This window comes from Amycolatopsis cynarae, from assembly GCF_026802195.1.
GTDB lineage: Bacteria > Actinomycetota > Actinomycetes > Mycobacteriales > Pseudonocardiaceae > Amycolatopsis_E > Amycolatopsis_E rhizosphaerae.
In genome coordinates this window covers 4,673,744-4,694,881 of record NZ_CP113836.1, presented here as the reverse complement: position 1 = coordinate 4,694,881, position 21,138 = coordinate 4,673,744, and the positions used below count along the sequence as shown (strand labels likewise).

The following is a 21,138-nucleotide window of genomic DNA, read 5'->3' as shown; positions in this document are numbered from 1 at the left end:
CTCACCCGGCGAGCCGCGGGTGCGCCGCCAGGTAGCGCGAGAACCGCTCGTCCACCTGCTCCGCGACCAGACCGAAGTCGTCCAGGGTGTAGCGGTGGGACGGGCGGGCCGCACCACGGGTGCTTTCGGCGTGCAAGGCGGTCATCGCCGCGCGGGCCTCGTCGGTGAACGGCAGCGCGAAGTGCCGGTAGACCGCCTCGAGGGTGCCGATCGGGTCGGCGACGAAGTCGTCGTAGTAGACGTCGCAGAACTGTGCCTGCTCGTGGCGCGGCCGGTCGTCGAGGAACCTTTCGGCGCCCCGGGCCCACAGTTCCAGCTGGGAGCGGCCCACCACCTCGCCCCGGAAGGCGGTCGACCACCCCGCCGACGCCTGCTCGTTGAGGCTGCACACCGAGGCGACGATCTCCCTCGGCGCCCGGTGCGTCTGGATGACCAGCGCGTCCGGATACACCGCCAGCAGCGCGTCCAGCGCGAAGAGATGACTCGGGTTCTTCAGCACCCAACGGCGGTCCGCATCCGGCATGCCGATCAGTTGGAGGTTGCGGCGGTGCCGGGAGTAGGCGTCGGTCCAGTCCTGTTTGCTCAGCCAGGCCGAGTAGGTCGGCAGGTGCGCGAGGCATTCGTAGGACACCGACTTCGCCGACTGGCGCAGCAGTTGCCAGCATTCCTCGACCTGCTCGGCCGAGGAATGGTGCACGCCGAGGAATTCCGGGTGCTCCACGTGGTGCTGCTCGTACCCGGCCTGGATGCGCTGGAACACGGGATTGTCCGCCCAGGTCTCGCGCGGCGGGCGCGGCTGCGGCACCTCGGTGAGCCAGACCTCCAGCCCCTGGTGCGCCGGATCGGCGGTGAGCAGCCGGTGCAGGGCGGTGGTGCCGGTCCGCGGCAGGCCGGTCACGAAGACCGGCCGCTCGATCGGCACCTGTGCGTAGCCCGGGTTGTTCTTCCAGGCCGCCTCACTGAGCAGGCGCGCCACCAGTGCGCCCCTCAGGAAGGCACGGTGGATCTTGTTGCCGAAGGGGGTGAGCCGCGCGTCCCGGGCGTAGGACTCCAGCAGCACGCCGAGCCCTTCGCGGTACTCGTCGTCCCCGAAATCGTCCAGCCCGCCGGTGAAGCGCGTCGCCGAGGCGTGCAGATCCTCCAGCGTCCCCACGCTGTCGCGTCCGGTCACCTGAGTCTTCCTTTCTGGGGTTCTATTCGGGCTCGAGGTCTGAGGAGGAGATCCCACAGCGAGGGACCACGTCAGGTTCCGCCACCCGCACCGCCAAGCAAACCCATTTCAAGAACGGTTAATGGTGGTATTCGCCGCCGTTGACGTCGAGACACTGGCCGGTGACGATGCGGGCCAGCGGGGAGTTGAGGAACACCACGGTGTCGGCGATCTCGTCGGGTTCGGGGAGCTTGCGCAGGTCGATGGTGGAGGCGGTCTCCTCGTAGACCTGCTCCGGGGTGATGCCGCGTTCCTTGGCCAGGTAGGCGAAGTAGAACTTCAGGTTGTCCGCCCAGATGTAGCCGGGCGCCACGGTGTTGACCCGGATCCCGCGCGGGCCCAGTTCCGTCGCCAGGCTCTGCGCCAGTGCCAGCAGACTCGCCTTCGCCATCTTGTAGGCGCCGAAGGTGCGCCGCGAATGCCGCAGCACCGCCGAATTGATCATCACCACCGAGCCGCGGCTTTCGGCCAGCGCCGGGACGAACATCCTGGTCAGCCGCAGCGCCGCCAGCACGTTGGTCTCGAACCCGGCGCGCACCGCGGCCAGCTCGACGTCCATCAGGTCCATGATGGGCGGGATGGCGAACGCGTTGTGCACCAGTGCGTCCACCCGGCCGAAAGCCTCCACTGTGGACGCCACGAGATGCCGTGCGTCAGCCTCGTCGTTGATGTCGGTGGGCACCACCACCGCGCGGCGGCCGAGCCCGGTGATCTCCTTCGCCACTTCGGTCAGCCGTGATTCCGTCCGGGAGGCGAGCACCACGTCCGCCCCGGCGTGCGCGCTCCGCAGCGCGATCGACCGGCCCAGTCCCGGGCCGATCCCGGAGACCACGACCACCTTGTCTTCGAGCAGCATCAGCCCAGCATCCTCGTCGCTACGGCGGCCTGCCGGGCCGCGATCCGGGTGGTGAACTCCTCCGCGGTGATCCGGGCCTGCTCGTAGTAGGGCAGCCGCCCGGCCAGCTCCGACACCGGCACCAGCTCCACCTCGGGACCGTCCTCGGCGGTGAGCTCACGGGACAGCCGCTGCCAGCGGATCTGCACGAACCCCCGCCGGTGGCCGGTGCGCTCCAGCCAGTTGGCCACCCCGGGGTCGCGTTCGCTGATCACGAACCGGATCTTCCCGTCGGGGTCCACCCGCGCCTGGTCGGCGGTGAGGCTGGTCTGGTGGTTGATGTAGTCCAGCGAGATGTACCACATGCTGCCGAGCTGGAGGCCCTGGTACGGCGCGTCGGACTTCGGCACCGTGACGATCATGGCCGTCTCGTCGTCGAGGTCGTAGTGCCCCACTGAGGAGAACTGCGTGCTCAGTCCGCCAGGCGTGGCCCGCGGTTCGGTCAGGGTGTTGACCGGGAGGTCGAGGTAGAACCACTTGGGGAAGGCGAGGAAGGTGTTGAGCCGCGACAGCAGCATCTTGCCCGCCACCTCGTAGCGCTTCTCCATTGTGGACAGCGTGGGCGGCGGGGGCGCGTGGCCGACGGTGTCGGCGCGGTGGATGCGGATCGTGCCGCGCCGCTCGGTGGCCCAGTCGCTGTAGACCTCCCGCACCACGAGCATCGCCGAATCCGGGCCGAGGGTGAAGTAGTTCGGGCCGGCCGGGCCGGGACCGAAGCGGATCTCGTAACCGCCGTCTTCACCGATCTCGATCTCCCGGTCGTCGAAGGCGGTGAGGCTGTCCGGGACGTCGACGGGGGAGTAGTTGCCGTTGAGCACCTGGAAGCTCAGGTCGGTGGTGGTGCCGCGCTGCCCGGTGACCACGTACTCGGCGTCCGGGCGGATGAAGGAGTGGAAGTACAGCGTGTCGGGGTTGTCCAGGCCCATCTTGCTGTAGGGGCCGGTGGACTGGACGAAGAACGGGAAGTCGCGCTCGTAGGCCCAGGCCAGGTGCAGGCAGGCCTTGACGCTGCCGGCCAGGTAGTCGTACCCCTCGATCAGGTCCTGCTCGGTCCGCACGTGCGGCGCGCCGGTGATGATCTTTTCGGCGGCTTCGACGGCTTCGGCGAACGGTCGCGTGAGCACCGGCCCTCCCTTGGTACAAATATGTACCGTGCTGGTACATTCGGATGCGAGTTAGAGTAGAACGTGTTCTAGGAGATGGCAATGCCCCCAGCCCGCCGGTCCGCCCCCGCCCAGCGGGTCGTCCGCCTGCTCGACTTCCTCGCCGCGCGGCCGGGACAACGGTTCGGCCTGTCCGAGCTGGCTCGCGAGCTGGACCTGAGCAAGCCGACCTGCCTGGGCATCCTCACCGAGCTGGTCGCCGGCGGGTACCTCGTGCGCGACCCCCGGACCGTCACCTACGGGCTGGGTCCCGCACTCGTCGCCGCGGGCCGGGCGGCGCGGGAAGGCTTCGCGGTGAGCGAGATCGCCCGCCGCCACCTGGAAGGACTCAGCGCGCGCTACCGCACCACGTGTACCGCCTCGGCGGTGGTGGGGGAGCAGATCCTGCTGCTGGAGGGCACCGGGCCCGCGCCGGTGAAGGTCGGGCAGGCCTACCCGTTCGCCCCGCCGGTGGGGCTGATGTACGTGCTGTGGGACTCCGACGCCGCCTTCGACGCCTGGCTGGCGAAACCGCCCGCGGTGCCGGTGAAACTGGACGAACAGCGGCTGCGCGAGGTGGTCGCCGAATGCCGGGAGCACGGGTACCTGGTGGAGAGCCAGACCGCGGGCGGGCGGCGGCTGTACTCCCTGCTGGCCGGGATGGCGGCCGACGACCTGCCCGCCCACGTCCGCGAACTGGTCGGCGAACTGGTGACGAGCCTGGGGGAACGCGTCTACCTCGGCGCGGAACTGGATCCCCGGCGCAGGCACGCGGTGAGCCTGCTCGCGGCACCCACCTTCGACGCCAGGGGACGGCAGGAACTGGTGCTCACGATGTACGTCGGCGAGGCCGTCACCGGCGCCGAAATCGCCCGGCGCGGCGCGGCGCTGGTCGCCACCGCCGACGCGGTCACCCGCGACTCCGGCGGCCGCCGCCCCGCCGACCGCTGACCCGCGCCGATGCTCACCCTCATCACTTGGGCGTTGGCCGTGAAGGGCCCCTTCACAGTCGATTCGACCGTGAAGGGGCTCTTCACGGCTCGCCCCAGCCCCCTCCGCCGGGGTTCTCACGGCATCAGGGGGTGGCCCAGCGGTTCGCGGTCAGGCGGAGGCTGGGCAGGTCCTTCAGCGTGTACATCAGCTCGTAGGTGCGCGTGTAGCCGGTGTGCGTGATGCGCCACCGGCCGTCCTCGCACCGCCGGTAGGTGTCTTCGTAGAACGCGGCCCCCTTGATCACCACCTGGTGCTCCGGCGAGAGCACGGTGTCCTCGAAGGCCCAGACGCCCTTCGCCGTGTCGCCGTCGATGTCGATCTCCGGCTGCCCGGCGGAATGCGTGGTGATGATGCCCGTGCCGAGTTTTTCCCGCAGGAACCCGATGATCGCTTCGCGCCCCCGCAGGCGCAGCGGCTCGCCGTAGGTCGGCGTGCCGTAGTCGGCCGTGGCCTCGGGGGCCAGTGCGTCGGCCAGTTCGTCCCACTGCTTGAGGTCCACGCAGCGGAGGTAGCGGTACTTGACGCGTTTGATGTCTTCTACTGCGACGAGGTCCATGGCAGGCAGCATCCTCCGCCCGTTGACCAACCGCAAGAACGTGTTCTACTTTACTTCGGGTGACCAGCACCTATGAGCTGTCCCATCTCGCCGCACTCGAAGCCGAGTCGGTGCACGTCTTCCGTGAGGTCGCCGCGACCTTCGAGCGTCCGGTGCTGCTGTTCTCCGGCGGCAAGGACTCGGTGGTGATGCTGCACCTGGCGCGCAAGGCCTTCTGGCCCGCCCCGCCGCCGCTGCCGGTGTTGCATGTGGACACCGGCCACAACTTCGACGAGGTGATCGGGTTCCGGGACCGGACCGCGGCCTCCTTCGGCGTCCGGCTGCTGGTGGGACGGGTCCAGGACGACATCGACGCGGGCCGCGTGGCCGAGGAGACCGGGCCCCGCGCCTCCCGCAACCGCCTGCAGACCACCACCCTGCTGCGCTGCATCCGGGAGAACGGCTTCGACGCGGTGTTCGGCGGCGCCCGGCGCGACGAGGAGAAGGCGCGCGCGAAGGAACGCGTCTTCAGCTTCCGCGACGAGTTCGGGCAGTGGGATCCGCGCAACCAGCGGCCGGAGCTGTGGAACCTCTACAACGGCAGGCACCGCAAGGGCGAGCACATCCGGGTCTTCCCGCTGTCGAACTGGACCGAGCTCGACATCTGGTCCTATATCGCCGCCGAGGACATCGAACTGCCGTCGATCTACTACGCGCACCGCCGCCCGGTCGTGCAGCGCGACGGAATGCTGCTCGCGCACACAAGGTTCCTGACCCTGCTCGACGGGGAAAAGCCTTACTCCGCAACGGTTCGCTTCCGCACCGTCGGCGACGCCACCTGCACCGGCTGCGTCGAATCGGAGGCCGCAACGCCCGAGGAGGTGGTGGCCGAAGTGGCCGCCACCCGGCTCACCGAGCGCGGCGCCACCCGCGCCGACGACCGCATTTCCGAGGCCGGCATGGAAGACCGGAAGAAGGAGGGCTACTTCTGATGGCTCAGCATTTTGCGGGACACCCGCACCCGGTCGGACGCGCGAGGCCCGCGGAGGGAAATTTGTCCCTCACGCATCCTCCTCAGCAACTTCTGCGCCTGGCCACCGCCGGCAGCGTCGACGACGGCAAGTCCACCCTGATCGGCCGCCTGCTGTTCGACTCCAAATCCCTGTTCGAGGACCAGCTCGCCGCCGTGGAGCGCGCGAGCCGCGAGCGCGGCGAGGACTACCCGAACCTCGCCCTGCTGACCGACGGCCTGCGGGCCGAGCGCGAGCAGGGCATCACCATCGACGTGGCCCACCGGTACTTCGCCACCCCGCGCCGCAAGTTCATCATCGCCGACACCCCCGGCCACACCCAGTACACCCGCAACATGGTCACCGGCGCCTCCACCGCCGACCTCGCGCTCATCCTCGTCGACGCGCGCAAGGGCGTGCTGGAACAGTCGCGGCGGCACGCCTTCCTGTCCAGCCTGCTCGGCATCCCGCACCTGGTGCTGTGCGTGAACAAGATGGACCTGGTGGACTGGTCGCAGGAACGGTTCGAGGAGATCCGGGAGGACTTCCGCCGCTTCGCGATGAAACTCGACGTGCCCGACCTGACCTTCGTGCCGCTTTCGGCGCTGCACGGCGACAACGTGGTGCACCGCGGCACCAGCATGCCGTGGTACGAGGGCACCCCGCTGCTGCACCATCTCGAACAGGTCCACATCGCCTCCGACCGCAACCTCGTCGACGCGCGCCTGCCCGTGCAGTACGTGATCCGCAGCCACAGCCAGGACTTCCGGGGCTACGCCGGGACCGTGGCGGGCGGGGTGTTCAAACCCGGTGACGAGGTGCTGGTGCTGCCGTCGGGGTTCCGCTCGACGGTACGGGCGATCTGGGCGCCGGGCGGCGAACCCGTCGCCGAGGCGTTCCCGCCCCAGGCGGTGACCCTGCAACTGGCCGACGAACTCGACATCGCCCGCGGCGATCTGCTGTGCCGCCCCGGCAACCGCCCGCACGCCGACACCGAGTTCGACGCGATGGTCTGCTGGTTTTCCGAGCGTTCCACGCTGACCCCGGGGGCGACCTACACCCTGCGGCACACCACGCGGGCCACCACCGCGGAGGTCCGGGCGCTGGAGTACCGGCTCGACATCAACACGCTGCACCGCGACGAGTCGGCCCCGGAGCTGGCGCTCAACGAGATCGGCCGGGTAAGGCTGCGCACCCGGGGGCCGGTGCTGTTCGATCCCTACCGCCGCAACCGGTCCACCGGCAGCTTCATCCTCGTCGACGACACGACGAACAACACCGTGGCGGCCGGCATGATCACCGGCCCGAGCCTGCCCGGCTCGCGGGTGGTGTGGCACGCCGCCGCGGTCGGCCGCGACGAGCGGCCCAGCCGGGGCGCGACGGTGTGGCTGACCGGGCTGTCCGGGTCGGGAAAATCCTCGGTGGCGGTCGAACTGGAGCGGCTGCTGGTGGCCGCGGGGCGGCCCGCCTACCTGCTCGACGGGGACAACCTGCGCCACGGCCTCAACGCCGATCTCGGCTTCGGCGCACGGGACCGGGCGGAGAACGTGCGCCGCGTCGGGGAGGTGGCCCGGCTGTTTGCCGATGCCGGGATCGTGGCGGTAGTGTCGCTGATCAGTCCTTACCGGGCGGACCGTGCCCGGGTGCGCACCGCGCACGCCGAGGCCGGATTGTCCTTTGTGGAGGTCTTCGTGGATACGCCGCTGGCGGTGTGCGAAGCGCGCGATCCCAAGGGCATGTACGCCAAGGCCAGGGCCGGGCAGATCAGCGGATTCACCGGGATCGACGATCCCTACGAGGCCCCGGAAAGCCCGGAGGTCGTCCTTCGCCCCGGCGACGGCGATCCCGCCACGATGGCCCGGTCGATCCTGGCCATCCTGACCGAGTCGGACAGGTGAGCACCATGGGCGTCAACCAACGGGCACAGATCCGCATGACCGGCGAGGAAATCGCCGCCTTCGTCGAACAAAGCCGGACCGCCACGATGGCCACGCTCGGCCCCGACGGCACCCCGCACCTGGTCGCGATGTGGTACGCGGTGGTGGACGGGCAGATCTGGTTCGAGACCAAGGCCAAGTCGCAGAAGGTGGTCAACCTCCGCCGCGACGACCGCATCACCTGCCTCATCGAGGACGGCCACACCTACGACCAGCTGCGGGGTGTGTCCATCGAAGGGCAGGCCGTGATCAGCGAGGACCCGGAGGACATCTGGCGGGTCGGCGTCAGCGTGTGGGAGCGCTACAACGGCCCGTACCGCGAAGAGGTCAAGCCGCTGGTGGAGATGATGATGCGCAAACGGGTCGTGGTGCGGGTGGACGCAAAGCGCACGCGGTCCTGGGACCACCGCAAGCTCGGCCTGGACCCGATGCCGCTGGCGGGCAGCACCGCCGAGTTCCTCAGCGACCCCCGCGCCTGAGGGTCAGCCGAGCAACCGGGCACGCAGGGTCTCCGCTTCCGCGCGGCCGAAGCCGTGCGCCGACAGGTACTCGAGCACCCCGCCGTAACGCTGGTCCACCTGGTCCAGGAACGCGGCCATGGTGGCCTCGCGGGGCCGGTGCTCCTCGTCGTCCGGACGCCGGGCCAGGTCCTCGGCGTAGGTCGGGGAGGCGCGCAGCCGGGTGAGGATCGCGCTGATCCGGTGCCCGGTGGCCGCGTAGTCGGCGATCACCGCGTCCCGGTGCACCCCCGCCACGGTCAGGGACAGGGCCACCACGACGCCGGTCCGGTCCTTGCCCGCCGCGCAGTGCACCAGAGCGGCGCCCTCGGCCTCGCTGATCGAGCGCAGCGCTCCGACCACGCTGTCCGGCCGGTCCTCGAGATAGCCCAGGTACAGCGCGCACATCGGGTCTTCGGGGTAGCGGGCCAGCGCCTGCTGCCGCCGCGCGAACAGCATGTCGGCGGTGACGTCGGTGGCCTCACCGGCCTCGGGCAGCACGGAGTGGTGCATGTGGCGCACCGCTTCGACCGCCCTGAGCGGCCCGGGGCCCTCGGAGACGACCTCGTGAGTGCTGCGCAGGTCCACCACCGTGCTCAGCCCGATGTCGTCGACCAGCAGTTTGATGTCCGCGGGGGTCAGCCCCTGCAGGTTGTCCGCGCGCAGCAGGATGCGTTCGGCGATCGCCGCACCGTCCACGGTGGGCAGGCCGCCGACGTCACGGGCGTTGACCGCCCCTTCGAGTTCGAGCCATGGCATGCCCCCATAGTTCACGGCGCGATCGAACCAGCCAAGGGAGCGGTCGGGGGAACCCGGTCGGTGGGCGGGGCGCCGGGGCGGCGGCTCAGCCGCAGGGTGCCGGTCAGACCGCGCCGCCGCAGCCACGGTTTCCAGGCCAGCATCCCGATGAGCGCGGCGATGAGGTGCCCGGCGACGGTCACGATCGACAGCAGGGAGCCCGGTTCGTCGGTGAGGTAGATCACCAGGATGAAGGCGAAGATCCCGGTCGCCACCCAGCGCCGGAACCGGCGTTCCACGATGGGCACGAGCGCCCCGGCGGTGGCGAAGAAGCCGTAACTCACCCCGATGTCGAGCCAGCGCGCGTCGGCGGCGGGCAGCGTGCCCGCGCTCAGCGCCGCCATCACCGGCAGTTCGGTGGCCAGGGTGGCGAGGATGTGCCCGCTGGCGAACACGGCGAACGTCCAGCCCGCCCCCACCCGCCGCTCCAGCGGCGCGACCGCGAAGGTGAAGATCACCGCGTAGGCCAGCCAGCTGGAGTCCCCGATCCACAGCCCGCTGGTGATCAGGCTGAGCACCGGCCGGTGCACCAGGTTGTGCGCGTCGGTGCTGGCCAGGGCCAGCAGCTTGGCGGCGAGCCGGTGACCCGCCAGGTGCTGCACCGCGGTGGTGACCTGGAGGAGCACCAGGTACCAGAAGGTGAACGGGGTGCTCGCCGGGGAGGGCAGGAGCACGGCGAGCCGGGTCGCCCAGCGCGGGCGGCCGTCGCGGGTGATCACTTCACGGGACACGAGGCCAGTTTGTGGTCTCATGCTGATAACGAACCATCCGCCAGCTGTGAAACCGCTTAGAAATGCCCCGGCTGGGCGAGCTCGGGCTCGGCAACGCGACCGTGAGGGGTCACCCGCCCCGGCCCTGGCAACGCGACCGTGAAGGGCCCGGGGGCTCACGGCAACAACATCCTGGGGCAGGCGAATCGCGCACCACCGGCACAAAAGCGGCCGATCGAGGCCATTCCGGGTGCGTCGCTGGCTAGGATGCCGCCACGCCAGCGACCCGAGGGCAGGTGCCGTGGAGTCCGTGCCGTCCCAGACCGCCGAAACCCCGATCGCGGACCACGGTGAACCGGCCGTGCCACCCCCGGCGTGGGCACCGGTTCTCCTCGTCGCCGCGGCGGCGGTGACGCTGCTGCTGGCCCTGTCGGGGCGGTTCGGCTATTTCGGGGACGAGCTCTACTTCCTGGTCTCCGGCAAGTACCACTTCGCCTGGGGCTACGCCGACAACCCCTGGCTGGTGCCCGCACTGGCCCGCCTGGCGGACGCGCTCTTCCCCGGCTCGGTGGTGGCACTGCGGGTGCTGCCGGCGCTGCTGACCGGCCTCGGCGTCGTACTGGCCGCGCTCCTCGCTCGCGAATTCGGCGGTGCCCGCCGGGCCCAGCTCCTGGCCGCCGGAGCCTGCGCCACCTCCGTCCAGCTGCTCGGCGCGGGGCACCTTCTGGCCACCTACCTGCTCGACCCGGTGCTGTGGACGCTGACCTGCTGGCTGCTGGTGCGCTGGGTCCGGACCCGGCGTGACCGCCTGCTGCTGTTCGCCGGGCTGGCCACCGCCGTCGCCATGCAGGTCAAGTTCCTGATCGTGTTCCTCTGGCTCGCGGTGGGGCTCGCCGCGCTGGTCACCGGGCCCCGCGAGCTGCTGCGGCGGCCCCTGCTGTGGGCCGGTGCCGCCGTCACCGCGGCGCTGACCGCGCCGACCGTGTTGTGGCAGGCGAGCCACGGCTGGCCCTACCTCGACATGCAGGCCATCGTCGCCGAGCAGGTCGACCGGTTCATGGGCGGTCCCGGCCTGCTCGTCCCGCTCGCCGTGGTGTTCGCCGGACTGCCGGTGGGCGCCTTCCTGGCCTGCCACGGCACCGGGCAGCTGCTCCGCTCGCCCCGGTACCGGTTCCTCGGGGTCGCCGCCGTGCTGGTGGCGCTGATCTTCGTGCTCACCGTCGGCCGCTACTACTACGTCTCCGGCCTGTACCCGCTGCTGTTCGGCGCCTCCGCGGCGCGCATCGAGCGGTGGCGCCCCGCCCGCTGGTGGCGCTGGGTGCCGACCTGGCCCTCGTACCTGCTCGCCGCCGCGATCGCGGTGTTCGCCGCGCTGCCGGTCCGTCCCCTGTCGACGATCACCAGCACCGACTTCGTGGCCAGCGGCAGCTACGGCTGGCCCGAGCTCACCGACACCGTCGCCGCGGCCTACCGCGCCCTGCCACCGGAAGACCGGGCGCGCGCGATCGTCATGGGCGACACCTACTGGCAGGCCAGCGCGCTCGACTTCTTCGGACGGCAACGGGGACTGCCCGCGGCGTACGGGCCGGAGCGCGGGTCCTGGTACAACGCCGAACCACCCGAGGGCGCCGGGCCGGTGCTCTACACCGGCTCCGATGCCGCCCAGCTCGGCCGGTTCTTCGGGGAGGTCCGCCAGGTCGCCACCGTGCACCTGCCGATCCGCCGCGACAACGTCAACCAGGACGTCCCGGTGTGGCTGTGCCGGGCGCCGCGGGAGCCGTGGCCGCTGCTGTGGCAGCGGATGCACCGGGCCTGACCGCCCGTCCGGTCTCCGCGGAGAGCCGCACCGCGTCCAGCAGCCGGTGCAGCCGGACGCCCGCGTCGAAGCCGGGAACGTCCTCCCCGGCCGCGAAGGCGGCGTAGAGCCCGGCCACGTTGACCGCTTCCTCGGGCAGTTCGGGGACCTCCACCGGCACCCCCCGCAGCGCGCTGATCTGCAACTGGCCGCCGAGGGGGTTTCCGGCGGCGTCGGCGCTCAACGTCAGATCGCCTTCGGTGCCCGCCAGTTCGATCCGGACTCGCGAACCGACGGCCTTGCCGTCGTGCACGTGGACCGACAGCACCGCGCCACCGGCCAGTGCGCCGTGGATCAGGAGGTGGTCCGGAGCGGTCACGCGGATCGGATCGCCCGTGTCCGTACGGTGGAACGGCCGTTGCAGCGACAGTCGTGCCGACAGTTCGGTGATCTGACCGGCCAGGTATTCGACCGCGTCGAGCACGTGACCCCCGTAGACCTCCAGGAGGCCGGCGCCCGCTCCGGAGTCGTAGGTGTAGGCCGTCCACGCCGGTACCTCGTCCTGGTTCCCCTTGCCGCGCGCCGCGTGCACGGTCACCGACGTGAGGCGGCCGAGCGTGCCGAGGAGTTCGCGGGCGCGTATGAGCGCGGGGGAGTAGCGGGCCTGCAGGCCGACGATCGTGCGCACTCCGGCCTCTCGAGCCTCCTTCGCCAGTTCTTCGGCCTCGGCTGTGGTTCGCGCCAGCGGCCATTCGCAGTACACGTCCCGGCCTTCGGACAGCGCCGCCCGCACCAGTTCCGCGTGGGCGGGCACCTTCACCGTGACCGCCACCAGATCGACCCGGCGGGCCAGATCGGCGGGATCGGTGCAGGCGTGGGGCGCGCCGAAGACCGCGGCCGCCCGCTCGGCGGTCTCCGGCCTGCTCGTGCCCACCGCGGTGAGCCGGTACCCCGGCAGCGCCCGCAGCGCCGGGATGTGGGACCGAGCCGCCCAGCCCCGGTCGGGATTCGCCCCGACGACACCCACTCTGATCTGCCCCACGAGAGCCCTCCCGAGTAGAAAACGGACGCATGAAGTCCGTTTTTTTGCTAGCGTAGCCGAATGAGCGCGGTCGAACGGCTACTGGCGGCGGACAGCCCGCGGGCGGACGCCCGCCGGAACATGCAGCGGCTGGTGGACGCGGCGCGTGCCGCGATAGCCGAGGTGGGCGTGGACGTGACCGCCCACGAGATCGCGCGCCGGGCCGGTGTCGGCATCGGCACCTTCTACCGGCGGCTCCCCTCCCGGGAAGCGCTGCTGGAAGCCGTGCTGGACGACCTGCTCGCCGAGATGACCGGCCTGGCCGACCGGGCCATGACCGAGCCCGACCCGTGGCGCGGTTTCCGCACCTTCGCCGAGGATTACGTCCGCCTCCGGGCCACCAGTTGCGGTATCAACGACGCGCTCGGCGGTTGCCCGCTCAACCTGGACGGCCCACTCGCCCGGGTCCGCGAGCGGCTGAGCGCGCTCGTCCGCCGCGCGCAGGACGCGGGGGTCTTCCGTGCCGACGTCACCTGGCAGGACGTCGCGTTCCTGCTGGCGGGCGTGCTGCCGGGGGATCACACACTGGGCCTGCCCGCGCCGGAGGGACAGTGGCGCCGGACCCTGGGTATCGCCCTCGACGGACTGCGCGAAAATCCCACGTGCCCGCCCGAGGACCTCGGTTAGCGTCGGAGGGTGCGCGAAGTCTTCGGTTCCCGGTTCGACGTTCCCCACGGCTACCTCAACACCCCCAGCATCGGCATCCCGCCGGAGGCGGCCGCCGACGCGGTGGCCGCGGCGGTGGCCCGCTGGCGCACCGGGGCGGCTTCCCCGCCGGACTTCGACGAGGCCGTGGCCGCCTCCCGGCAGGGGTTCGCCGATCTGATCGGTGTGCCCGCGGACCGGATCGCGATCGGCGCCTCCGTTTCGCAGTTGCTGGGGGCCGTCGCCGCCGGACTGCCCCGGGACGCGAAGGTGCTCACCGCGGCGGGGGAGTTCACCAGTGTCACGTTCCCCTTCGCCGCCCAGGGACTGGCCGTGACCGAGGTCCCGCTGGACCTGCTGCCCGAAGCCGTGGCGGAGCACGATCTGGTCGTCGTCAGCGCGGTCCAGTCCTCGGACGGGGCCGTGGCCGACCTCGGCGCGGTGCGGGCCGCGGCGGAGGCGGCCGGGGTGCCCGTCGCGCTCGACGTCACCCAGGCGGCGGGCTGGCTCCCCCTGGCACTGGACTGGGCCGACTGGGTGGTGGCCGCCGGATACAAGTGGCTGCTCTCCCCGCGCGGCAGCGCCTGGCTCGCCGTGCATCCCCGAGCGCTGGAGCGCGGCAAACCGGTCCACGCGGGGTGGTACGCGGGCGAGAACCCGTGGGACGCGCTGTACGGGCTTCCCCTGCGTCTGGCGGCCGGGGCGCGCCGGTTCGATCTCTCACCGGTCTGGCTGGCCCAGGTCGGGGCGGCGGCCGCGCTGCCGTATCTCGCCGCGCTGGACCGCGAGGCCGTGCACCGGCATTGCCTCGGACTGGCGGCGCGGATCCGGACCGGACTCGGCCTGCCCGCCCGGAACAGCCCGATCGTGTCCTTCGACGCCGATCCAGCCCGCCTGGCCGCGGCCGGGATCAGGGTGAGTGCCCGCGCGGGCAAGGTCCGCGTCGGCTGCCACCTGTACAACACGCACAGTGACGTAGATCGGCTTCTGGCCGCGGTGGGGTGAACCGGTCACCGGGGTCCAGTACGGTGTTCTTCCGTGGTTGGTGCCCAATTCTCCCCGGCTCGCGGCGACACCGCGCCCTTGCCGCGGATCCCCGCTGCCGCCCCGAACCGGCGCGGTTACCTGTTCAAGGGGCTCGGCCTCGTCGCCGTCGCCGTGGTGTCCGGCCTGATCTGGTGGCTCATCCGGCACGAGCCCGCCGCCCCGGCCCCGGTCGCCCAGGGACCGGCGAAGACGTTCGCCTTCACCATCGCCGAAGGGCCGGTGGCCACGACCGACTGTCCGGGCAAGTCGACCGACGACATCAAGAAGTTCTTCGGCACGCACCCCTGCCAGCAGCTCGGGAGGGCGCTGTTCACCACGACCGCGGGCGGGGCGCGCGCACTGGTGTCGGTCGCGGTGGTCACCATGCCCGACGCCGATCAGGCGCAGCAGCTCAAGACCCTGGTGGATACCGACGGCACCGGAAACGTCACCGACCTGGTGCGCGACGGCACGGCGAAGATCTCGGGCGCGCCCAAACTGTCCTCGGGCAAGTACGCTTCGCGGCTGTCCGCGACCAAGGTCGTCATCGTGCTGGCCGACTTCTTCGACGGCCACAAGGACGACACCCAGCTGGCCCGCCTCTCCTCCGAAGCGCTCGACCTCGCCCCCCAAGTCACCCGCTGACCCCTCGGGCATGAGCCGTGAAGGGTCCCTTCATGGCTCGCCCCAGCCCCAGCCCCAGCCCAGCCGGGCCGGGCCGAGGGGGCGGGTCAGTTCGGGGTGGTGGAGCCGGCGAGGGCGACGACGCTGGGGGTTTCGCCGGCGGCCTCGCGCCAGCGGGTGCCGCGGCGGGACGAGCCCACCAGCGCGTTGAGGGCGACCGTGCGCAGGGCGGTGTCGTCGGTGCGTTCGAGCACGCCGCGCCAGGCCATCGCGGCGTCGGCTTCGGCGGTCGCGACGACGCTCTTCGCCGAGGCGGCGTCGGTGACCGGCTTCGGCGTGAGGTAGGCGGGCTCGGCGCCGTCCGGGGTGGCGCCCGCCGCCGTCAGCATGCGCACGCAGGCGTCCCGCCTGCGGCGGTGCTCCGCGGCGCCGTCGTTGATGCCCGATTCGTAGTTGCCGGGCAGGAACGCGCTCACCAGCGAATAGATCCACACCGCGGCGTGCTCGGCGTCGAGTGCCTGCTGCAGCGGCGCGACCGCCTCGGCCGGGACCGGGGAGGCCGTCGGCGTCACCTGTCCCGGGTCCGTTCCCGGCCCGAGCACGTCGCCCAGTTGCTGGAGACCCGCACAGCCCGCCGCCACCGCGGCGACCAGTCCCGCTCGGTACCGGGGCAGCCCGGCGACCGCCTTCTCCGCCTGTTCCCGAGCGACGGCGAGCCGCTGCTTGAGCCCGGCCATCCCGGTTTCGGCGGGGACGAGCACCTGGACGCTGCTCTTGGGCCGGTTGAGCCGGTCCACCTCGGTCTGCAGGGCCTGGGCGTGCGCGGTGCGCGCGGTCGCCACCTGCCGCGCCAGTTCGGCCTGGCCGCCGCTGCCGGAGGCCAGCGCCTGGGCGGCGGCGGCGTCGGCGCGGGCCTGCTCGGCCAGTGGGGCGAGCGGGTCCGGCTCGTCGGAATAACCGGTCTGGCAGGCGGCGAGCGGGACGGCGAGTGCGGCCAGAGCGCTCATCCGCAGGACGTCGCGGCGGGTACAGGGGCTCACGACAGGCCATACTGCCAGGCGGGGGAGTGACCACGGGCGGTGACGGGGGCCAACAAGATAAGCTTGAACCTCATCAGAAGAACCAGAGCAAACAGGAGAGCGCCAAGGTGGCAGGAGAACTCGCCGGGCGGCTCGAGCCCATCGTGGCCGAGGCGGTCGCCGGCGCGGGTTTCGACCTCGACGCGCTCGACGTCCAGCAGGCGGGGCGCCGCAAGCTGGTCAAGGTCGTCGTCGACGCCGACGACGGCGTCGGACTCGACGAGGTGGCTGAGATCAGCCGGGCGGTGTCGGCGGTGCTGGACCGGCACGAACACCTCATCGCCGGTGCCTACACCCTCGAAGTGACCTCGCCCGGGGTGGACCGTCCGCTGACCAGGCAGCGGCACTGGCGGCGGTCGAAGTTCCGCTTGGTGCGCATCACCCCGCACGAGGGGGCGGGATTCGTCGGCCGGATAGGTTATGCGGGCCCCGACGCGGTGCGGGTGCTCGTGGCCGGGCGGATTCGCGAGGTCCGCTATGCCGACGTCGCGAAGGCCGTGATCGAGATCGAGTTCAAGCAACCGCCGGCGGAGGACCTGAAGCTGCTGGAAGACGATCTGCAGAACCTGGGAAACACTGTCTCGGAGCCGGCAGAACCCGGGACGAAGGAGGAGCCGAAGTGAACGTGGATATCGCCGCGCTACGGGCGATCGAGCGGGACAAGGACATCCCCTTCGAAACGGTGATCGAGGCCATCGAGACGGCCCTGCTCACCGCCTACAAGCACACCGAGGGCCACCAGCCGCACGCCAAGATCGACATCGACCGCAAGTCCGGGTACGTCCGGGTGCTGGCCTACAAGCTGGACGAGAACGGCGAAGTCGCCGAGGAGTGGGACGACACCCCCGAAGGCTTCGGCCGGATCGCGGCCACCACCGCCCGCCAGGTCATCCTGCAGCGCCTGCGCGACGCGGAGCACGAGAAGACCTACGGCGAGTTCTCCGCCAAGGAGGGCGAGATCATCGCCGGCGTGATCCAGCGCGACGTGCGGGCCAACGCGCGCGGCATGGTCGTGGTGCAGGTCGGCGACACCGAGGGCGTGCTGCCCCCGGGCGAGCAGGTGCCGGGGGAGTCCTACGAGCACGGCAGCCGGATCAAGGCCTTCGTGGTGGGCGTCTCGCGCGGCAGCCGTGGCCCGCAGATCACGCTCTCGCGCACGCACCCGAACCTGGTGCGCAAGCTGTTCGCGCTCGAGGTGCCGGAAATCGCCGACGGCACGGTCGAAATCGCCGCGGTGGCCCGCGAGGCGGGCCACCGGTCCAAGATCGCGGTCCGGTCCACGGTGCCCGGGGTCAACGCCAAGGGCGCCTGCATCGGCCCGGTCGGCGCCCGCGTGCGCAACGTGATGAGCGAACTGGCCGGGGAGAAGATCGACATCATCGACTACTCCGAGGACCCGGCGCGCTTCGTCGGGAATGCCCTCTCGCCCGCCAAGGTTGTATCCGTGCAGGTGGTCGACGAGCGGACGAAGACGGCACGGGTCGTCGTGCCGGACTTCCAGCTGTCGCTGGCCATCGGCAAGGAAGGCCAGAACGCCCGGCTCGCCGCGCGGCTGACCGGCTGGCGCATCGACATCCGCAGCGATGCGGCGAGCGTCGAGCCGGACGAGACGCAGCGTGCGGCAACAACCGGTTCGTCTGAGTGACAGGCCAGGGGCTAAACTCGGAGATGGTTCGAAGCCCGCATCCGGGTGGCGCGTGCGCCGGGCACCGGGAGGCACCGGTCCGGACGTGCGTGGGATGCCGGAGGCGGGCTTCGGTCGGTGAGCTGATGCGAGTGGTCGCGGAGGACGGACGGCTGGTCGTCGACGAGCGTCGGCGGCTGCCCGGCCGGGGTGCGTGGTTGCACCCCGAACCGGACTGCCTGACCAAGGCGGAGCGCCGGCGAGCGTTTCCCAGGGCGTTACGCGCCTCTGGGACACTCGACGGTGTGGCCCTGCGGCGGCACCTCGAGCGGTGCGCCGAAGGAACTACGGGCGGGGGACCATCCCCGGCCCGAACGGAATGAAGGAAGCAGGTCGACCCGTCATGAGTCAGCCGTGAAGCTGAAGCCATGAACGCGCGACGATAGGACGAGGTCAGCGGGTCCTTACCGCCTGGCTGGCCTCACCAGTTGAGGAGAGCAGTGGCAGGCAAGGCCCGCGTACACGAGCTCGCGAAAGAGCTCGGTGTTACGAGTAAAGAAGTTCTCGCCAAGCTCAAGGAGCAGGGTGAGTTCGTGAAATCCGCGTCGTCGACCGTCGAGGCCCCCGTGGCCCGCCGGTTGCGCGACGCGTTCACCGCCAAGGAAGGCCGCTCCGGCGGGCGTTCCGGCGGTCGCAAGCCGGCACCGTCGGGCAACGGGCACGGCGCCGTTCCGGCGCCCTCGAGGGCCCCGGAGCAGGCTGCGCAGGAGCGTCCGCGCCCGGCCGCGGTGCCCGGCGCCAAGCCCGGCCCACGTCCGGTCCCCGGTCCCCGGCCCCAACCCCAGGCCCCGCAGCCGCAGCCGCAGGCTCAGCAGGCCCCGCCGGTTCAGCCGGCTCCGCCGGCTCAGCCGCAGCAGCAGGCCCCGGCCGCGAAGGCACAGCCCACCCCGGCGCAGCCGCAGGCCCCGAAGCCGAGCCCGGCGGCGGGCTCGGGCGGTTCCGTGGTGCCCCCCAAGCCGCAGGGTCCCAAGCCCGGCGGCCCGAAGCCGGGCCCGCGCACGCCGCGAGTCGGCAACAACCCCTTCGGCGTCGGCTCCGGTGCTCCGGTGCCGCGTCCCCCGGCCCCGCGTCCCGGCCCGTCCGGTGACCGTGGCCCGCGTCCGGGCGGCGAGCGCCCGGCAGGCGGCGAGCGCGCCGGTGGCGAGCGCGCCGGTGGCGAGCGTCCGGCCCCGCGGCCGGGTCCCCGCCCCAGCCCCGGCAACATGCCGCCGCGCCCGAACCCGGGCATGATGCCCGGTCGCACCCAGCGGCCCGCCGGTCCCGGTGGCGCCGGCCGTGGTGGCCCCGGTGGCGGCCGCGGCGGTGCCGGTGTGGGTCGTGGCGGTCCCGGTGGCGCCGGTCGTGGCGGTCCCGGTGGCGGCGGCGGCGGTTTCCGCGGCGGCCCCGGTGGCGGCGGCGGTGGCGGTGGTTTCCGTCCCGGTGGTGCCGGCGGCGGTGCGCCCGCGGGCGGTGGCGGCGGCTTCCGTGGTGGCGGCGGCGGTCGTGGCGGCCCGGGTGGCCGTGGCGGTACCGCTGGTGCCTTCGGCCGTCCCGGTGGTCCCTCGCGCAAGGGCCGCAAGTCGAAGCGGCAGAAGCGCCAGGAGTACATGGACAACATGCAGGCGCCCAGCGTCGGCGGGGTGCGGCTGCCCAAGGGCAGCGGCGAGACCATCCGCCTGCCGCGTGGTGCCTCGCTGACCGACTTCGCGGAGAAGATCGACGCGAACCCGGCTTCGCTGGTGCAGGTGCTGTTCCACCTCGGCGAGATGGTGACGGCCACCCAGTCGGTGTCCGACGAGATCCTCGAGCTGCTCGGTTCGGAGATGAACTACACCGTCCAGGTGGTCAGCCCCGAGGAGGAGGACCGCGAGCTGCTCGAGTCCTTCGACATCACCTACGGCGAGGACAGCGGTGACGAGGAGGACCTGCAGATCCGGCCGCCGGTGGTGACCGTCATGGGTCACGTCGACCACGGTAAGACCCGCCTGCTGGACACCATCCGGAAGACGAAGGTCCGCGAGAGCGAGGCCGGTGGCATCACCCAGCACATCGGTGCCTACCAGGTCGAGACCCAGCTCGAGGGCAACAAGCGGCTGATCACCTTCATCGACACCCCGGGTCACGAGGCGTTCACCGCCATGCGTGCCCGTGGTGCGCAGTCCACCGACATCGCGGTGATCGTGGTCGCCGCCGACGACGGTGTCATGCCGCAGACGGTCGAGGCGATCAACCACGCCCAGGCGGCCAAGGTGCCGATCGTGGTCGCGGTCAACAAGATCGACAAGGAAGGTGCGAACCCGCAGAAGATCCGCCAGCAGCTCACCGAATACGGGCTGGTGGCCGAGGAGTACGGCGGCGACACGATGTTCGTCGACATCTCCGCGCGGGAGAACATCAACATCGACCAGCTGCTGGAAGCGATCCTGCTGACCGCGGACGCGACGCTGGACCTGCGGGCCAACCCGGACATGGAGGCCCAGGGTGTCGCGATCGAGGCGCACCTGGACCGCGGCCGCGGCCCGGTCGCCACGGTGCTGGTGCAACGCGGCACGCTGCGTGTCGGCGACTCGGTGGTCGCCGGCGACGCCTACGGCCGCGTGCGCCGCATGGTCGACGAGTACAACCAGGACGTCACCGAGGCCCTGCCCTCGCGTCCGGTGCAGGTCATCGGGTTCACCTCGGTGCCCGGCGCCGGTGACACCTTCCTGGTGGTGGAGGAGGACCGGGTCGCCCGGCAGATCGCCGAGCGCAGGCAGGCCCGCATCCGCAACGCGATGAACGCCGCGCGGCGGAAGAGGGTCAGCCTGGAGGACCTGGACTCCGCGCTGAAGGAGACCTCGAGCCTCAACCTGATCATCAAGGGTGACAACTCGGGTACCGTCGAGGCGCTGGAAGCCGCGCTGGTGCAGCTGGACGTCGGTCCCGACGTCGAGCTCAACGTGGTCCACCGCGGCGTCGGTGGGGTCACCGAAAGCGACATCGACCTGGCCACGGCCTCCGACGCGATCGTGCTCGGGTTCAACGTGCGGGCCCAGGGCAAGGCGACCGAGCGGGCCACCCGCGAGGGCGTCGACGTCCGGTACTACACGGTGATCTACCAGGCGATCGAGGAGATCGAGCAGGCGCTGAAGGGCATGCTCAAGCCGGAGTACGAAGAGGTCGAACTCGGCAAGGCGGATGTCCGCGAGGTCTTCAAGTCCTCGAAGTTCGGCACCATCGCCGGTTGCCTGGTCACCTCGGGCGAGATCCGGCGCAACGCCCGGGCGCGGTTGCTCCGGGACAACGTGGTGGTCGCCGAGAACCTGCCGGTCAGCTCGCTGCGGCGGTTCAAGGACGATGTCGTCGAGGTCCGGGAAGGCTACGAATGTGGTCTCACCCTCGGTTCCTACGGCGACCTCAAGGTGGGCGACGTGATCGAGACCTACGAACAGCGCGAGAAGCCGCGCGCCTGACGCCTGATCACTCCCGGGGCCGGCCCAGCATGGGCCGGCCCCGGGC

General features: G+C 71.3%; 20 protein-coding genes. 12 read left to right on the top strand and 8 right to left on the bottom strand.

Translation table 11 applies throughout. The features are described from left to right. Nucleotide 1 precedes the first annotated feature (1 nt). The 3 genes from ORV05_RS22380 to ORV05_RS22370 form a co-directional block, all read right to left on the bottom strand. Nucleotides 2-1,171: a sulfotransferase family protein gene (locus ORV05_RS22380; protein ID WP_268753982.1), complete on the bottom strand. Its 1,170-nt coding sequence runs from the start codon at nt 1,169-1,171 to the stop codon at nt 2-4. A gap of 118 nt (nt 1,172-1,289) precedes the next feature. After that, nucleotides 1,290-2,066 carry an SDR family oxidoreductase gene (locus ORV05_RS22375; RefSeq protein ID WP_268753981.1) on the bottom strand — a complete coding sequence of 259 codons (777 nt, stop codon included), beginning with the start codon at nt 2,064-2,066 and terminating at the stop codon, nt 1,290-1,292. Then, nucleotides 2,066-3,229, bottom strand: coding sequence for a hypothetical protein (locus ORV05_RS22370; protein ID WP_268753980.1), 1,164 nt, complete (start codon nt 3,227-3,229; stop codon nt 2,066-2,068). Before ORV05_RS22370 ends, ORV05_RS22375 begins: the two co-directional genes overlap by 1 nt. An 81-nt stretch (nt 3,230-3,310) precedes the next feature. Between ORV05_RS22370 and ORV05_RS22365 the strand changes: the two genes are divergently transcribed. Next, nucleotides 3,311-4,198 carry a helix-turn-helix domain-containing protein gene (locus ORV05_RS22365; RefSeq protein WP_268753979.1) on the top strand — a complete coding sequence of 296 codons (888 nt, stop codon included), beginning with the start codon at nt 3,311-3,313 and terminating at the stop codon, nt 4,196-4,198. Between the two features lie 124 nt (nt 4,199-4,322). On the opposite strand, the gene ORV05_RS22360 is transcribed toward ORV05_RS22365, so the two are convergent. After that, nucleotides 4,323-4,796, bottom strand: coding sequence for a nuclear transport factor 2 family protein (locus tag ORV05_RS22360; protein ID WP_268753978.1), 474 nt, complete (start codon nt 4,794-4,796; stop codon nt 4,323-4,325). Nucleotides 4,797-4,855: 59 nt separating this feature from the next. Between ORV05_RS22360 and cysD the strand changes: the two genes are divergently transcribed. The 3 genes from cysD (at nt 4,856) to ORV05_RS22345 (ending at nt 8,201) form a co-directional block, all read left to right on the top strand. Next, entirely contained in the window at nt 4,856-5,767 is a 912-nt protein-coding gene (cysD, locus tag ORV05_RS22355) for a sulfate adenylyltransferase subunit CysD (protein WP_268753977.1), read from the top strand. Between the two features lie 62 nt (nt 5,768-5,829). Continuing rightward, nucleotides 5,830-7,683 carry an adenylyl-sulfate kinase gene (gene cysC, locus ORV05_RS22350; protein WP_268753976.1) on the top strand — a complete coding sequence of 618 codons (1,854 nt, stop codon included), beginning with the start codon at nt 5,830-5,832 and terminating at the stop codon, nt 7,681-7,683. 5 nt (nt 7,684-7,688) lie between these two features. Then, nucleotides 7,689-8,201: a pyridoxamine 5'-phosphate oxidase family protein gene (locus ORV05_RS22345; protein ID WP_268753975.1), complete on the top strand. Its 513-nt coding sequence runs from the start codon at nt 7,689-7,691 to the stop codon at nt 8,199-8,201. 3 nt (nt 8,202-8,204) lie between these two features. Here ORV05_RS22345 and ORV05_RS22340 read toward each other — a convergent pair whose 3' ends face one another. Next, complete coding sequence (locus ORV05_RS22340; RefSeq protein WP_268753974.1) at nt 8,205-8,978, bottom strand: tyrosine-protein phosphatase; 774 nt, start codon at nt 8,976-8,978, stop codon at nt 8,205-8,207. Between the two features lie 11 nt (nt 8,979-8,989). Beyond that, a complete protein-coding gene (locus tag ORV05_RS22335) occupies nt 8,990-9,748 on the bottom strand; it encodes a rhomboid-like protein (protein ID WP_268753973.1) in 759 nt (252 codons plus the stop codon). Nucleotides 9,749-10,037: 289 nt separating this feature from the next. Here ORV05_RS22335 and ORV05_RS22330 point away from each other — a divergent pair, with 289 nt between their 5' ends. Beyond that, a complete protein-coding gene (locus tag ORV05_RS22330; RefSeq protein ID WP_268753972.1) occupies nt 10,038-11,543 on the top strand; it encodes an ArnT family glycosyltransferase in 1,506 nt (501 codons plus the stop codon). On the opposite strand, the gene ORV05_RS22325 is transcribed toward ORV05_RS22330, so the two are convergent. After that, nucleotides 11,461-12,564, bottom strand: coding sequence for a Gfo/Idh/MocA family protein (locus ORV05_RS22325; protein ID WP_268753971.1), 1,104 nt, complete (start codon nt 12,562-12,564; stop codon nt 11,461-11,463). The two genes, ORV05_RS22330 and ORV05_RS22325, sit on opposite strands and share 83 nt — an antisense overlap. Nucleotides 12,565-12,624: 60 nt before the next feature. On the opposite strand from ORV05_RS22325, the gene ORV05_RS22320 reads away from it, so the two are divergent. From ORV05_RS22320 to ORV05_RS22310, 3 genes are read left to right on the top strand one after another with little or no spacing between them, the layout of a single operon-like run. Continuing rightward, entirely contained in the window at nt 12,625-13,230 is a 606-nt protein-coding gene (locus ORV05_RS22320) for a TetR/AcrR family transcriptional regulator (RefSeq protein WP_268753970.1), read from the top strand. Nucleotides 13,231-13,239: 9 nt separating this feature from the next. Beyond that, nucleotides 13,240-14,253 carry an aminotransferase class V-fold PLP-dependent enzyme gene (locus ORV05_RS22315; RefSeq protein WP_268753969.1) on the top strand — a complete coding sequence of 338 codons (1,014 nt, stop codon included), beginning with the start codon at nt 13,240-13,242 and terminating at the stop codon, nt 14,251-14,253. Nucleotides 14,254-14,286: 33 nt separating this feature from the next. Next, nucleotides 14,287-14,919 carry a hypothetical protein gene (locus ORV05_RS22310; protein ID WP_268753968.1) on the top strand — a complete coding sequence of 211 codons (633 nt, stop codon included), beginning with the start codon at nt 14,287-14,289 and terminating at the stop codon, nt 14,917-14,919. A gap of 86 nt (nt 14,920-15,005) precedes the next feature. On the opposite strand, the gene ORV05_RS22305 is transcribed toward ORV05_RS22310, so the two are convergent. After that, nucleotides 15,006-15,938, bottom strand: coding sequence for a ferritin-like domain-containing protein (locus ORV05_RS22305; protein ID WP_268753966.1), 933 nt, complete (start codon nt 15,936-15,938; stop codon nt 15,006-15,008). A 107-nt stretch (nt 15,939-16,045) separates the two neighbouring features. Here ORV05_RS22305 and rimP point away from each other — a divergent pair, with 107 nt between their 5' ends. From rimP to infB, 4 genes are all read left to right on the top strand, one after another. Further along, nucleotides 16,046-16,600 carry a ribosome maturation factor RimP gene (gene rimP, locus ORV05_RS22300; protein WP_144593137.1) on the top strand — a complete coding sequence of 185 codons (555 nt, stop codon included), beginning with the start codon at nt 16,046-16,048 and terminating at the stop codon, nt 16,598-16,600. Next, nucleotides 16,597-17,622 (top strand): transcription termination factor NusA, encoded by a 1,026-nt coding sequence (nusA, locus tag ORV05_RS22295; RefSeq protein WP_268753965.1) that lies wholly within the window; start codon nt 16,597-16,599, stop codon nt 17,620-17,622. The genes rimP and nusA overlap by 4 nt, the downstream gene beginning before the upstream one ends. Before the next feature lie 23 nt (nt 17,623-17,645). Next, nucleotides 17,646-17,984, top strand: a complete 339-nt coding sequence (locus ORV05_RS22290) for a YlxR family protein (RefSeq protein WP_268753964.1) — start codon at nt 17,646-17,648, stop codon at nt 17,982-17,984. Between the two features lie 117 nt (nt 17,985-18,101). Continuing rightward, complete coding sequence (gene infB, locus ORV05_RS22285) at nt 18,102-21,092, top strand: translation initiation factor IF-2 (RefSeq protein ID WP_268753963.1); 2,991 nt, start codon at nt 18,102-18,104, stop codon at nt 21,090-21,092. Nucleotides 21,093-21,138: the final 46 nt, after the last annotated feature.

Excerpts from the sequence above, each read along its gene's own strand:
- ORV05_RS22375 (WP_268753981.1), bottom strand. The coding sequence starts at position 2,066 with ATGCTGCTCGAAGACAAGGTGGTCGTGGTCTCCGGGATCGGCCCGGGA.
- ORV05_RS22290 (WP_268753964.1), top strand. The coding sequence starts at position 17,646 with ATGGTTCGAAGCCCGCATCCGGGTGGCGCGTGCGCCGGGCACCGGGAG.
- ORV05_RS22365 (WP_268753979.1), top strand. The coding sequence starts at position 3,311 with ATGCCCCCAGCCCGCCGGTCCGCCCCCGCCCAGCGGGTCGTCCGCCTG.
- ORV05_RS22320 (WP_268753970.1), top strand. The coding sequence starts at position 12,625 with ATGAGCGCGGTCGAACGGCTACTGGCGGCGGACAGCCCGCGGGCGGAC.
- ORV05_RS22360 (WP_268753978.1), bottom strand. The coding sequence starts at position 4,796 with ATGGACCTCGTCGCAGTAGAAGACATCAAACGCGTCAAGTACCGCTAC.
- ORV05_RS22345 (WP_268753975.1), top strand. The coding sequence starts at position 7,689 with ATGGGCGTCAACCAACGGGCACAGATCCGCATGACCGGCGAGGAAATC.
- ORV05_RS22340 (WP_268753974.1), bottom strand. The coding sequence starts at position 8,978 with ATGCCATGGCTCGAACTCGAAGGGGCGGTCAACGCCCGTGACGTCGGC.